The organism is Mesorhizobium comanense, assembly GCF_005503535.1.
Classification (GTDB): Bacteria; Pseudomonadota; Alphaproteobacteria; order Rhizobiales; family Rhizobiaceae; genus Mesorhizobium; species Mesorhizobium comanense.
Window position 1 is genome coordinate 362,854 of the sequence record NZ_SCNN01000003.1, and the last position, 13,551, is coordinate 376,404.

Consider the following 13,551-nt stretch of genomic DNA (forward strand, 5'->3'; position numbering starts at 1 on the left):
TGCCATGCGCTGCGGTGTCGCGTACAGCGAGGCGGTAGGGAGGAGACATGGCGGAGGTATCTGCCCGACTGATCGACCGGCTGCTGGCGATCTCGCGGGCGCTGGCCGGCCACATCGATCCGGGTTCCGCGTTCCGGGCGACGGCGATCGAGATCGGCACGCTCATTCCCCATGACCATATCGACCTGGCGGTGCTCACGCTGGATGGGCGCATGCATGCCTGCTACGAAGCCGGCTTCCATACCAGCTGGAGCGAGCTTGCCCAGCATCCGGTCGAGGGCAGCCCCATTCGTTGCGTGCTGTGGGGCCATACACCCTACCTGCTGTCGGACAATGCGCTCGCCGACGATCGTTTCCACTTCGAGGGCGCCTTCGACGAGCCGATCTTCGCCGCCAAGCTGCGCAGCCGCATCATCGTGCCGCTCAGGGCGCGGGGCAGCGTGATCGGCGCGCTCAACATCAGCCGGCACGAGGCTGGATGTTACACGCAGGCCGATGTGCAGGTCGCCCAGCAATGCGCCGACCTGATCGGTCCCTACATTTTCGCGCTGATCCAGACCGAAGAGGCGCGCCGCGCCATGCTGGCCGAGAGCGATGCGCGCAACCACGCCGAGCTGCTGAGGGTCGGTGCCTCGCAGTTGACCGAGGGCATGGAGCGCGAGCGTCGCCGCATGGCCATGGACCTGCACGACCAGACGCTTGGCGACCTGGCCCGCATAGCGCGGCAGGTGTCGGCGTTCCGCAGCCGGGGCGTGGCGCGGGCGGCGCAGCTTGCCGATCTCGAACAGGAGATCGCCGGCTGCCTTGCCGAACTGCGCCACATCGTCGACGACATGCGTCCGAGCGTGCTCGAACTGTTCGGCCTGCGCGACGCGGTCGAGGCGCATCTCAACCGCAGCGTGGCAAGAGCCAAGCCGCCTATCGCGGTGCGCATCGCCGACAGCAGCGACGGCAGCGCCGACACCATGTCGGAAACGCTGCGCACGGCGCTCTACCGGATCGTCCAGGAGGCCATCAACAATGCCGTGCGCCATGCTGGACCGGGCCGCATCGATGTGCAGCTGTCATCGACCGACAGCGTGTTCCGGGTCGTGGTCACCGATGACGGGCTTGGCTGCGGCGCCGTGGACCCCGCCGCCCAGGGCGGCATCGGCCACATGCACACGCGCGCGGCGCTGGTCGGCGCGCGTTTGCGCTTCGAGCCGGTCAGCCGCAAGGGCGGCACGCGCGTGGTGATCGAGATCGATCGCACGCCACCGAGGAACGCGAAGATAATTCCGGCTGAACGGGCGGTGGTGGAGACGGTCTGATGCTGGTCATGATTGCCGAGAACGACGGCCTGCACCGCAGCTTCGCGCGGCGCACGGTGGAACAGTTGTGGCCTGATGACGTCGAGGTGATCGAAGCCGGCGACGGGCAGGACGCCATCAGCCTGGCGGCAGAGCACGAGCCGCCGCATGTCGTGCTCGACCTGCAATTGCCCAAGGCGACGGGTATCGAGGTGGCTCGTGCCATCTGGAGCCGCCGCGCCGGCACGCATATCCTGTTTTGGTCGAATTTCGCCGACGAGGCCTATGTGCGGGGCGTGGCGCGCATCGTGCCGCCGGGGTCGGTCTATGGCTATGTGCTGAAATCGGCGACCGAGGAAGGCATGCGCTCGGCGCTACGCGGCGTGTTCCGTGAGGGTCACTGCATCATCGACCGCGAGATACGAGGCATTCAGCATCGCGTCCAGGACCGGTTCGAGGGCATCACCGATGGCGAGTACGAAAGCCTGATCGACATCGCGCTCGGCCTGACCGACCGGGCGATCGCCGCCCGGCGCGGGCTGTCGATCCGCGGCGCGCAAAGCCGCATCAAGCATGTCTACGACAAGCTCGGCATCGCGCCGCCGGAAGAGGGCGCGGGCGAGGCCTCCGTCTTCAACTCCCGCACGCGGGCGATCTACCTCGCCCTGGCGCGGGGCCTGGTCAACGTCGATGCCCTGCGTCGCGAACAGGACCAGCTCGACGCCTGGCTGGCGCAGGCGATACCCTTGCAGGAGTAGGCCTCCCAAGGAGGCATCGCGCCGACTGTGCAAAACCACAGTCGGCGATGGGCATAGACCGGTATCGCCCGGCTTCCATCCTGACTAGGTTTTTGTCCTACAAAAAGAAAAACGGACAAATATCGGGGAGGTGCCCATGCCGTTCGTCAGCATACGGATACTCGAGGGCCATTCGCAAAAGCGCAAGAACGAGATTTCGCGCCGCGTCACCGATGCGATCAGCGAGATCGCCGAACTGCCCAGGGAAGCGATCTGGGTGGTGATCGAGGATGTGCCGGGCAGCGACTGGTTCGTGGGCGGCGCACCGGTGCGCGAGCCGAAGAACGCGTAATGTCGATCCAGGCGCGTGCCCATCGATCCGGCTTCGACGACGTCGTCGGCAACGCGGCGATGGAACGGCTCGCCACGGGCTACGGCTTCATCGAGGGGCCGGTGTGGCATCCCTATGAGAAATGGCTGGTCTTTTCCGATATTCCGGCAGGCCGCATGCATCGCAGGCTCGCCTCGGGCGCAATCGAGCTGTTCCGGGAGCCCAGCGGGATGGCCAACGGCAACACGCTCGACCGCCAAGGCCGGCTGGTGACCTGCGAGCACGCGACCAGCCGGGTGACACGCGCCGAACCGAACGGCACCACGACCATTCTCGCCACCCATTACCGGGACAGGCAGCTCAACAGTCCGAACGACATCGTCGTCGCCACCGGAGGGTCGATCTACTTTACCGATCCGAGCTATGGCCGGGTGGAGTTCTATGGCGTGCCGAGGCCGCAGGAACTGTCGTTCCAGGGCGTCTACCGGATCGACGGCGACGGCGGCCGGCTGACCTTGCTGGCGGACGATTTCGTGCAGCCGAACGGGCTCTGCTTCTCGCTCGATGAATCGCGGCTGTTCGTCAACGACACGGAACGCGGCCATGTCAGGGTGTTCGGCGTTGAGGCGAATGGCGACCTCAATGGCGGTGCGGTGTGGGCGGTGACCGAAGGCGACGAGCCGGGTTCGCCGGACGGCATGAAGATCGACAGCCGCGGCAACCTCTATTGCACCGGGCCTGGCGGCATCCATGTCTTCGATGCCTCGGGCGAACTTCTCGGCGTCATCGCGACGCCTGAATATTGTGCCAATTTCACCTTCGGCGATGACGATTTCCGAAGCCTATACATTGCAGCCTCGACGTCGCTCTACCGGTTGAGGGTGCGCGTGCCGGGGCTCAGGCTGTTTTGAGCCGTATGCCCGCGTGAGACGGGAGTGAAGCCGGTCCGCAAGGATCCATGGAAGTGCAGCAGTCAACATCTGGGAGGATAATCGACATGAAGAAACTACTCGTCCTGAGCGCTCTGGCGGCGATGCTCGCCTCGGGCACCGCGCTTGCCGACACGAGCGGCAAGAAGATCGCGTTCTCCAACAACTATGCCGGTAATTCCTGGCGCCAGGCGATGCTCGACAGCTACGGCATCGTCACCAAGAAGGCGGTCGACGACAAGATCGTCGGCGCCGCAGACATCTTCACCACCGCCGACAAGGAAGTGCCGACCCAGGCTGCCCAGGTGCAGAACCTGATCCTGCAAGGCTATGACGCCATCGTCATCAACGCGGCCTCGCCGGATGCGCTCAACGGCGCCATCAAGCAGGCCTGCGACGCCGGCATCGTCGTCGTCTCCTTCGACGGCATCGTCACCGAGCCCTGTGCCTACCGTGTCGTCGTCGACTTCAAGGACATGGGCAAGCAGGAAGTCGAGCAGATGGCCAAGTTCCAGCCGAAGGGCGGCAACCTGCTCGAAATCCGCGGCCTTGCCGGCACCTCGATCGACGACGCCATCCATGCCGGCATCCTGGAGGGGGTTGCCGCCCATCCCGAGTTCAAGATCGTCGGCTCGGTCACCGGCGACTGGGACCAGACCACGGCGCAGAAGGCGGTCGCGACCATCCTGCCCTCGCTGCCCGAGATCGTCGGTGTCGTCGACCAGGGCGGCGACGGCTATGGCGCGGCACAGGCCTTCGCCGCCGCCGGCAAGCCGCGTCCGACCATCATCATGGGCAACCGCCAGGACGAACTGAAATGGTGGAAGGAACAGAAGGACAAGGACGGCTACCAGACCTGGTCTGCATCGATCGCGCCCGGCGTGTCGTCGCTCGCCTTCTGGGTGGCGCAGCAGGTGCTCGACGGCCGCAAGGACATTCCGCACGACCTTCTGGTGCCCTATCTCGCCTTCACCCAGGACGATTTCGAGGCCGCGCTGCCGAAGATCAAGGAAGGCGGCGTCGCGACGCACGAATACAGCCAGGAAGACGCCATCGCCGCCATCAAGGCCAACATCAAGTGATGATGGCGTTGCCGTCCGTATCGCCGAGCGAGTATCGTTGAGCATGGCTGGGGCGGACATCAGACTGAACGGCGCCGAAAAACATTTCGGCGCCGCCAATGTTGAGATCGTAAGACTTGACGGCGCCGAAAAGCATTTCGGCGCTGTCAGGGCACTGGGCGGCGTGGATTTCCACGTCGGACCGGGCGAATGCGTCGGCCTGGTCGGCCACAATGGCGCCGGCAAATCGACGCTGATGCATATGGTGGCGGGCACGCTCACGCCCGACAGCGGCACGATCGGCGTGCACGGCGCCGTCGAGGACAATTACTCGGTGTCGCGGGCGCAGCAGCTCGGCATACGCTGCGTGTTCCAGGAACTGTCGCTCTGCCCCAATTTGAGCGTTGCCGAGAACACGCGCATCAATCACGCCGCGCTCACCGGCCTGGGCTGGCGGCGCAGGGCGGCCAACCTGATCGCGGCCAAGCTGGACGAGATCTTTCCGGACCACGGCATTTCGGCCGCCGACATTGTCGGCGACCTGTCGATCGGGCGACGCCAGATGGTGGAGGTGGCGCGTGCCTTCACGGTGACCCGGGACCGGCTCGATCTCGTCATTCTGGACGAGCCGACATCGTCGCTGGACGCGCATACATCAGGCCAGTTGCTCGCCTTCGTGCGCCGCTTCGTCGCCGGCGGCGGCAGCTGCATCCTGATCTCGCATGTGCTGGGCGAGGTGCTGCGCAACGCCGACCGCATCGTGGTGATGCGTGACGGCAAGGTGGTGGCGTCGGATGCGGCCGCCGCATTCGACCGTGATCGCCTGGTGGCGGTAATGGGCGGAGCGGAAGCGCACAGGAAGAGCGCGGTGCAAGCCGCAGCCAAGGCTGGCGCCAGTCCGTTGCGCGTTCGCGCCAGGCCCGCCGGGCAGATGGACGGCAAGGATCTCGTGGCCTGCGCGGGCGAGATCATCGGCCTCGCCGGCCTTGCCGGTCATGGGCAGACCGACCTTCTGCTGCAAGTCTTTGCCGGGGCAGCGCGGGCGAAGGCCGGCATCGAGGTGACGGCGCCGGTGGCGCTGGTCGCCGGCGACCGCCAGTCGGACGGCATCTTTCCGCAATGGTCGATATCAGAGAATATCGGTATCCGCTCGCTGTCGCGGCTGCGCAACGGGCTGCTGATCTCGCCGCGTCGCGAGGCCGAGCTCGCCGACTTCTGGCAGAAGAAGATCGGCATCCGTACGCCCGACATGAACAACAACATCTTCTCGCTGTCGGGCGGCAACCAGCAGAAGGCGCTGTTCGCCCGCGCGCTGGGATCGGACGCCGGGATCGTGCTGATGGACGATCCAATGCGCGGCGTCGACATCGGCACCAAGCTCGAGGTCTACGACCTCGTGCGCGAGGAAGCGAGCCGGGGCCGCACATTCCTCTGGTACACGACGGAAACCGAAGAGCTCGACAATTGCGATCACATCTACGTCTTCAAGAACGGCCGGATCGTCGCCAACCTGACCCGCGACGAACTGACGGAGGAAAAGATCATACAGTCCTCGTTCGGCGACGCGGCCTGAGATGACGGCAGCTCCCATCGACACCGGCTTCAAGGGATCGGCGGCGCGCAATGCGGCGGCCCGCGCGCGCCTGCTGCGCGGCCTTCTGCCGGCGCTGTCGCTGGCGCTGGTGCTGCTCGCCATCGCCTGGCTCAATCCGCGCGCCATCAGCTATTTCGGCTTCAACCTGATGCTGAACCTGGCGATCCCGATCGCGCTGGCGACGATCGCGCAGATGTTCGTCATCGCAGGCAACGAACTCGACCTGTCGATCGGCACCTTCGTCGGCTTTGTCGGCTGCGTCACCGCGACCTGGCTGAAGGAGGCGCCGCTGATCGGCGTCCTGATCCTGCTCGGCTCGATCGGCGTCTATGCGCTGCTCGGCGCGCTGATTCATCTGCGCAACCTGCCCTCCATCGTGGTGACGCTGGGCATGAGCTTCGTCTGGCAGGGGCTTGCCATCCTCGTTCTGCCCAAGCCGGGCGGCAAGGCGCCGGACTGGCTGCTGGCGATCATGTCGTTGAAGCCGCCTTTCGTTCCCTTCCCGATCATCGCGGCGTTGCTGATCGGCCTGGTCGTCCATTTCGGTCTGATGCGGACCTCTTACGGCACGATCCTGCGCGGGTCCGGCGGCAATCCGGCGGCGCTTCGGCGCGCCGGCTGGTCGCTGCTCTGGACCAAGGTGGCGCTGTTCTCGCTGACCGGCCTGTTCGGCGTGCTGTCGGGCATGGCGCTGATCGGCATCACCACTTCGGCGGATGCCAATATCGGCAATGGCTACACGCTGCTGTCGATCGCCGGCGTCATCCTGGGCGGCGGCGAATTCGTCGGCGGCCGGGTGTCGCCGATCGGGGCGGTGATCGGCGCGCTGACCTTGGCGCTGGCCGCCTCGCCGCTGCTGACCTTCATGCACATTCCGCCCGACTGGCAGGTGGCCGCCAATGGCGCCATCCTCATCATCGTCCTGGCGGCGCGCGTGCTGATCAGCCGCAAGGAGAGGTGAGTGATGGCTTCGCTGAAGGCGCTGGTCACCAAACCGTGGATCTGGTCGTTCGTCGGCGCGCTTCTGGTGTGGCTGGTCACGATCGCCTTCACCGGCGGTTACGGCGCCGGCGGCATGGTGACTGCGGCGCTGTCGCTGGCCGTGTTCACGGTCATCGTCGGTGTCGGCCAGATGTTCGTCATCACGCTCGGGCCGGGCAATGTCGACCTGTCGCTGCCGGCCAATATCGGGCTCGCCAGCGCGGTGGCCATGAAGGTGATGGGCGGCAGCGATTCCATGATCGTCGTCGGCCTGCTCGCCGCGCTCGCCTGTGGGGCCGCGATCGGCGCCATCAACTATCTCCTGATCTGGGCGCTGCGCATTCCGCCCATCATTGCGACGCTTTCCGCCAGCTTCATCATCCAGTCGGTCGACATCAGCTTCGGGCGCGGGCTGCAGATCAAGCCGCCGCCGGGTTTCGCCGATTTCACCAACTGGCAAATTTTCGGCGTTCCGGTGCTGGCCATGCTGACCGTGCTGTTCACCATCGGCGCGGCGATCGCGCTGCGGCGGATGATCTATGGGCGCTCGGTGCTGGCGATCGGCCAGAACATCCGCGCGGCCTGGCTCGCGGGGGTCAATGTCGGCCGCGTCCGCTTCCTCACCTACACGCTGTCGGGCGCGCTCGGCGGCATCGACGGCGCGCTGCTCGCCGGCTATTTCCGAGGCGCCAACGTCGATATCGGCAACGAATATCTGCTGGCCTCGATCGCGGTCGTGGTCATCGGCGGCACTTCCGTTGCCGGCGGCAAGGCCAATGTGCCCGGGGTCTGGGGCGCGGCGCTGTTCCTGGTGCTGCTGCTCACCATGCTCAACACGTTCGGGGTCAGTGCCGGCGTGCGGCTGCTGCTGACCGGGCTGATTATTGTGGGCGTGATCACGGCGGCGGGTGGCGAGAAGGCGGTGCGGTAGCAAGATGTCGATGCTGGCGGGACAGCACCCCTCTCTGTCCTGCCGGACATCTCCCCCGCAAGGGGGGAGATCAGACGCCACTTCGGCTTTCGCCAATGTCCGTCGCTGAAGAGCAAGCGAGACACTGAAGCTGCCAATCTCCCCCCTTGCGGGGGAGATGCCCGGCAGGGCAGAGGGGGGTGTGAAGGATCGCGGCAGAACCACCCTCAGCTGTGTCAGTCCGTATCCACCTCCAAGTGCCGCGCCAACATCGATCGCAATTCCTCCAGCACGCCATCGCGCAGGCGTTTCTCGCCGACCAGCGCCAGCGGGATGCGCATCAGCTGCGGCACGATGACGGCCAATCGCTCGGCCTGGCCGGCCGGGAGCGGCGGTTCGGCCTGTGCGAACAGAGCGGCGATCTGCTCGCGCCGGCGTCCCCGCATCTTGCGCCGCCAGCCCTCGTCGCCGGGCAGGTCGAGCAGCGCTGAATAGGCCGGATGGGTGCCCACGAAACGGCCCAGCAACTCGAACAGCGCATCCGCGATGGCTGCCGGCGCCAGGCCTGTGGCCTGTTCCTGCAAGGCGTCGAGCTGGGCAGACAGGCTTTCCGCGTTTTCGGCCAGAATCGCCTGCGCCAGCGCTTCCTTGGTCGGGAAGAACAGGTAGAGCGTGCCGATGGCCGCGCCGGCGCGCGCGGCGATCTCGGTCATCGTCGTCGCGTCGAACCCTTTCTCGACAAACAACGCCGAGGCACTCGCCATCAGCGCGGCGACCCGCTCACGCCCTCTTTTTTGTTGCGGCGCACGCGGATTCATCACCGATGCTCTTGCTTTTTCCGAAGCCATCCTCATATTTCCAAACCTGAGACTATCCTCATATATTACGCTGACGGCAATCGCGCCAGCACCGTCGAGAGTTACCACCATGAATACCGCCGCAGATAGCCGCCCGCAGAGCCACAAATGGATGGTTCTGAGCAACACGACGCTGGGCATGCTGGCCGCCGCCATCAACGGCTCGATCCTTTTGATCAGCCTGCCGGCGGTGTTTCGCGGCATCGGCCTCAAGGCGCTCGATCCCGGCAACATCAATTACCTCTTGTGGGCGATCATCGGCTACATGATCGCCACCGCCGTGCTCGTGGTCGCCTTCGGCCGGCTCGGCGACCAGTTCGGCCGCGCGAAAATGTACAATCTCGGCTTCGCCATCTTTACCGCCGCCTCGATCGCGCTCAGCCTCCTGCCGGGCCAAGGCGATTTCGCCGCCATGTATCTGATCTCGGTGCGCATTATCCAGGGCATTGGCGGCGCGCTGATCATGGCCAATTCCACCGCGCTCTTGACCGATGCCTTTCCCGAGAACGAACGCGGCTTCGCGCTCGGCATCAATGTGGTGGCGGCCATCGGCGGCCAATTCATCGGCCTCTTGATCGGTGGCCTGCTCGCCGACACGGACTGGCGGCTGGTGTTCTGGATCAACGTGCCGTTCGGCCTCGTCGGCACGGTCTGGGCCTATCTGAAGCTGCATGACGCGCCGAACCGCTCCACACACACGATCGACTGGCTCGGCAATATCAGTTTCGGGCTCGGCCTGGTGCTCATCCTCACCGCCATCACTTACGGCCTGCAGCCCTATGGCGAACAGGTCATGGCGTGGACCAGCCCGAAAGTGCTGACGCTGTTTGCGATCGGCTTCCTCTCGCTGGTCGCCTTCATCTTCATCGAGCAGCGCGTCGCCAAGCCGATGCTGGACCTGAAGCTGTTTCGCATTCCAGGTTTCGCCTACGGCAACATCGCGAACCTCGCCTCCGGCATCGCGCGCGGCGGGCTGCAGTTCATGCTGATCGTCTGGCTGCAAGGCATCTGGCTGCCACTGCACGGCTATTCCTTCGAGCAGACGCCGCTGTGGTCGGCGATCTTCATGCTGCCACTGACGGTCGGCTTCCTGATCGCCGGCCCGGTGTCGGGCTATTTCTCCGACCGGATCGGCGGCGTGCCCTTCGCGGTCGGCGGCATGGTGGTGGGCGCGGCGAGCTTCGTGGCGCTGATGGCGCTGCCGGCCGACTTTTCCTACACGGCATTCGCTGGCCTGCTGTTCCTCAACGGCCTCGGCTCCGGCCTGTTCGTGGCGCCGAATTCAACGCAGATCATGAATTCGGTGCCGGCGCGCGAACGTGGCCAGGCCTCGGGCATGCGCGCGACGACCACGAACGCCGGACAGGTGCTGTCGATCGGCCTGTTCTTCAGCCTGATGATCGTCGGCCTCGCCGCCAGCCTGCCGCAGAGCATGGAAGCGGGCCTGCTGGCGCAGCACGTCCCGCAGGGGATCGCGCACCAGATCGCCAACATGCCGCCGGTCGCCAGCCTGTTCGCCGCCTTCCTCGGCTACAATCCGATGGGCGAACTGATCCCGGCCGATGTGTTGCACGCGCTGCCGCAGCAGAGCATCGACACGCTGACCGGGCATGCCTTCTTCCCGGAGCTGATGTCGGGGCCGTTCAAGCACGGGCTGGTTTTCGCGTTCACCTTCTCGGCGGCTCTGTATCTCCTGGCGGCCTTTGCCTCCTGGCGTGGCGGACGCAACGCCGGCGCCGCCATCCCCGGCATGGTCGCCGAAGCCGCCGGCCAGCGCTGATTGCCGTAACACACCGACGCCGGTTCCTTTCCCGGCCATGGCGCTGTAAGTCCTGTTCGCGCGGCCATGGCCGCTTGTCATTCCCGGGAGGTTTTGCGTGTCCGATTTCGTGAAGGTCAGCCGCGATGGGGACGTCGCCATCGTCACCATCGACAATCCACCGGTCAACGCGTTGAGCTTCCACGTCCGCGAGCCGCTGATGCAGGCGCTACTTGCCATGCGCGACGACGCTTCCGTGGCCGCGATCGTGCTGGCCTGCGCCGGCCGCACCTTCGTGGCCGGCGCCGACATCACCGAATTCGGCAAGCCGGTGCAGCAGCCGGACCTGCGGGCCATCGTGGCCGTGCTGGAGACAATCGCCAAGCCAACGGTCGCCGCGATCCACGGCACCGCGCTCGGCGGCGGGCTCGAACTGGCGCTCGGTTGCCATTTCCGCGTCGCCGACGCCGGCGCCAGGCTTGGCCTGCCCGAGGTCAAGCTCGGCATCCTGCCCGGCGGCGGCGGCACGGTGCGGCTGCCGCGTCTTCTTGGCGCGGTGAAGGCACTGAGGATGATCGTTTCGGGTATGCCGATCAGCGCGGCCGAGGCGCATGAAGCTGGTCTGGTCGATGCCGTTTTCCAGGGCGATCTGACGCCCCACGCCGTGAACTTCGCGCGCGAGATGGCGCGCAAGGGCGGCCCGTTCACGCCAGTCCGCGACCGCGACGACCTGCTGGGGGAAACCGACCTCGCGGCCTTTGACGCCGAGGCGGCGGACCTCGCCAGGAAGGCCCGGGGCCTCGAGGCGCCGATCGCCTGTGCGCAGGCGGTGCGCAACGCCGTCACAATGCCCTTCGACGAGGCGCTGGCGGCGGAACGCGCGCTGTTCGTGAAACTGGTCGCCAGCGACCAGTCGCGTGCGCAGCGGCATCTGTTCTTCGGCGAACGCGAGGCGGCGAAGCTTCCGGGCAAGGATGTCGTCAAACGCAGGATCGGCCGAGTCGGCGTCATCGGCGCCGGAACGATGGGCGGCGGCATCGCCATGGCCTTCGCCAATGGCGGCTTCCCCGTCACCTTGCTGGAGACCAGCCATGAGGCGCTGCAGCGTGGGTTGGGTACGATCGAGAAGAATTATGCCGTCTCGGTCACACGCGGCTCGCTGAGCGAGGAGGCCAAGCGGGACCGGCTCGCTCAGTTCAAAGGCTCCACCGATTACGCCGATCTCGCCGATTGCGACCTGATCATCGAAGCCGTGTTCGAGGATATGGCAGTCAAGAAGGAGGTGTTCGGCAAGCTGGATGCCGTCGCAAAGCCGGGCGCCATCCTTGCCACCAACACCTCCTATCTCGACATCAACGAGATCGCCGCTTCGATCTCGCGGCCGCAGGATGTGCTCGGCCTGCATTTCTTCTCCCCGGCCAATGTCATGAAGCTCTTGGAGATCGTTCGCGCGGAAAAGACCGCGCCGGATGCATTGGCGAGCGTTGTCGACCTAGCGCGCAGGATCGGCAAGGTGGCTGTCGTCGTTGGCGTCTGTCACGGTTTTGTCGGCAACCGCATGCTGGCCGCGCGGGGGTCTGAGTCCGAAGCGCTTCTGCTGGAGGGCGCGACACCCAGCCAGATCGACAGGGCTTTCACCGATTTCGGCTGGCCGATGGGGCCGTTCCAGATGGGCGACCTCGCCGGTCTCGATATCGGCTGGCGCAACCGCAAGGCACGCGGGCTGACGGCTGTCATCGCCGACACGCTGTGCGAACGCGGACATTTCGGCCAGAAGACCGGCCGCGGTTTCTATCTCTACGAGGCAGGTGCGCGCGCTGGTATCCCCGACCCTGAGGTGGAGTCACTGATCCGCGAAAAAGCCGCGGAGAAGGGCATCGCACCAAGGGAGATCAGCGCCGATGAAATCATCGAGCGCACGCTCTATCCGTTGGTCAACGAGGGCGCGAAAATCCTCGAAGAGAAGATCGCCGCCCGCGCCTCCGACATCGATGTCGTGTGGGTCAACGGCTACGGTTTCCCGATCGGCAGGGGCGGGCCGATGTTCTGGGCCGGCCTTGAGGGGGCGTCCAAAATTGTCGAGCGGCTCGAGCACTGGCACCAGCGCACCGGCAAGGATGTCTTCAAGCCCGCGCAGCTGCTGAAGCGGATGGCGGAGACCGGCTCGTGGGATGTCGACGCGAAGGCCTGACCGTCCCGCCATCGGGAGAAGGGGTCGCTATTTGCGATCCCTCGCCAGCACGAAATCGTGCTCGACCTCCCAGAACGGTCCGCCGAATTCCAGGCTCTCCGCCCGCCCCGGATCGTCGATCCGCCTGAATTCGGCGAGCAGGCTTTCCTTCACGCCGAAGACCGCGTCCGAATTGATGTAGGGGTCGTCGGGGTCGAAGATGTGGGTGGTCAGCGTCTCGAAACCGTCGGCCTTGAGGATGTAATGCAGGTGCGCCGGGCGGTAAGGGTGCCGGCCCAGCGCATGGAGCAGCTTGCCGACCGTGCCATCATCGGGGATCGGGTAGAATTTCGGCTTCACGGCGCGAAACCAGTAGCGGCCGTCGGCGCCGGTGCGGAAGACGCCGCGCAGGTTGAAATCGGGCTGGATGCCCTTCTGCTGGACATCGTAGAAGCCCTCGTCATTGGCCTGCCAGACATCGAGCACGGCATTGGCGATCGGCTTGCCCTCGGTGTCGAGGATGCGGCCATGGATGAACATGTCCTCACCCTTCTGGTCGAGGCAGATGTTGGCGCCCATCGGCAGTTCCGGCGCGTCGGCGATGTGGAACGGCCCGAGCACCGTCGATTCCGAAGCGCCAGACGGCTTGCGGTTGTTGATGGCGTCGACCAGCATCGAAACGCCCAGCACGTCGGACAACAGGATGAATTCCTGCCGCCATTCCGTGGAGAGCTGGCCGGTCCTGGTCAGGAACAGGATGGCATCGAACCATTCGTCCTGAGTCGGTTCGATCTCCTTCACCGCCTCATGCAGCTTGCGGGTGATGACCTCCATCACCGCCTTGAGCCGTTCGCTGCTGGCGTTCCTGTTGCGGCCGGTGACGACCTCGACCGAATTCGCCTCGGTGAAGAAGCCTTTTTCGTGCGCTTCCAT

12 protein-coding genes are annotated in these 13,551 nt (G+C 65.6%); 10 read left to right on the plus strand and 2 right to left on the minus strand.

Features of this window, described 5'->3' with window-relative positions; genetic code table 11:
• The first annotated feature begins 47 nt into the window (after nt 1-47).
• From FFS37_RS08435 to FFS37_RS08470, 8 genes are all read left to right on the plus strand, one after another.
• A complete protein-coding gene (locus FFS37_RS08435) occupies nt 48-1,310 on the plus strand; it encodes a GAF domain-containing sensor histidine kinase (protein WP_137930468.1) in 1,263 nt (420 codons plus the stop codon).
• Nucleotides 1,310-2,047: a response regulator transcription factor gene (locus FFS37_RS08440; protein WP_137930469.1), complete on the plus strand. Its 738-nt coding sequence runs from the start codon at nt 1,310-1,312 to the stop codon at nt 2,045-2,047. The genes FFS37_RS08435 and FFS37_RS08440 overlap by 1 nt, the downstream gene beginning before the upstream one ends.
• A gap of 136 nt (nt 2,048-2,183) precedes the next feature.
• Nucleotides 2,184-2,378, plus strand: a complete 195-nt coding sequence (locus tag FFS37_RS08445) for a tautomerase family protein (RefSeq protein ID WP_137930470.1) — start codon at nt 2,184-2,186, stop codon at nt 2,376-2,378.
• Entirely contained in the window at nt 2,378-3,268 is an 891-nt protein-coding gene (locus FFS37_RS08450; RefSeq protein ID WP_137930471.1) for an SMP-30/gluconolactonase/LRE family protein, read from the plus strand. The genes FFS37_RS08445 and FFS37_RS08450 overlap by 1 nt, the downstream gene beginning before the upstream one ends.
• Before the next feature lie 86 nt (nt 3,269-3,354).
• Nucleotides 3,355-4,368, plus strand: a complete 1,014-nt coding sequence (locus FFS37_RS08455; protein WP_137930472.1) for an ABC transporter substrate-binding protein — start codon at nt 3,355-3,357, stop codon at nt 4,366-4,368.
• Nucleotides 4,369-4,411: 43 nt separating this feature from the next.
• Complete coding sequence (locus FFS37_RS08460) at nt 4,412-5,920, plus strand: sugar ABC transporter ATP-binding protein (RefSeq protein WP_137930473.1); 1,509 nt, start codon at nt 4,412-4,414, stop codon at nt 5,918-5,920.
• A 1-nt stretch (nt 5,921) separates the two neighbouring features.
• Nucleotides 5,922-6,902 (plus strand): ABC transporter permease, encoded by a 981-nt coding sequence (locus FFS37_RS08465; RefSeq protein WP_137930474.1) that lies wholly within the window; start codon nt 5,922-5,924, stop codon nt 6,900-6,902.
• A 3-nt stretch (nt 6,903-6,905) separates the two neighbouring features.
• Nucleotides 6,906-7,853: an ABC transporter permease gene (locus FFS37_RS08470; RefSeq protein WP_137930475.1), complete on the plus strand. Its 948-nt coding sequence runs from the start codon at nt 6,906-6,908 to the stop codon at nt 7,851-7,853.
• Between the two features lie 215 nt (nt 7,854-8,068).
• On the opposite strand, the gene FFS37_RS08475 is transcribed toward FFS37_RS08470, so the two are convergent.
• Nucleotides 8,069-8,845 carry a TetR/AcrR family transcriptional regulator gene (locus tag FFS37_RS08475; protein WP_210240446.1) on the minus strand — a complete coding sequence of 259 codons (777 nt, stop codon included), beginning with the start codon at nt 8,843-8,845 and terminating at the stop codon, nt 8,069-8,071.
• Here FFS37_RS08475 and FFS37_RS08480 point away from each other — a divergent pair.
• Nucleotides 8,802-10,469 (plus strand): MFS transporter, encoded by a 1,668-nt coding sequence (locus FFS37_RS08480; protein WP_210240447.1) that lies wholly within the window; start codon nt 8,802-8,804, stop codon nt 10,467-10,469. The two genes, FFS37_RS08475 and FFS37_RS08480, sit on opposite strands and share 44 nt — an antisense overlap.
• Nucleotides 10,470-10,566: 97 nt before the next feature.
• Entirely contained in the window at nt 10,567-12,639 is a 2,073-nt protein-coding gene (locus tag FFS37_RS08485; RefSeq protein WP_137930478.1) for a 3-hydroxyacyl-CoA dehydrogenase NAD-binding domain-containing protein, read from the plus strand.
• Between the two features lie 27 nt (nt 12,640-12,666).
• Here the strand turns inward: FFS37_RS08485 and FFS37_RS08490 are convergent, their stop codons facing one another.
• The gene (locus FFS37_RS08490) at nt 12,667-13,551 is read right to left on the minus strand and encodes an intradiol ring-cleavage dioxygenase (RefSeq protein ID WP_137930479.1); all 885 of its coding nucleotides are present in this window, start codon (nt 13,549-13,551) and stop codon (nt 12,667-12,669) included.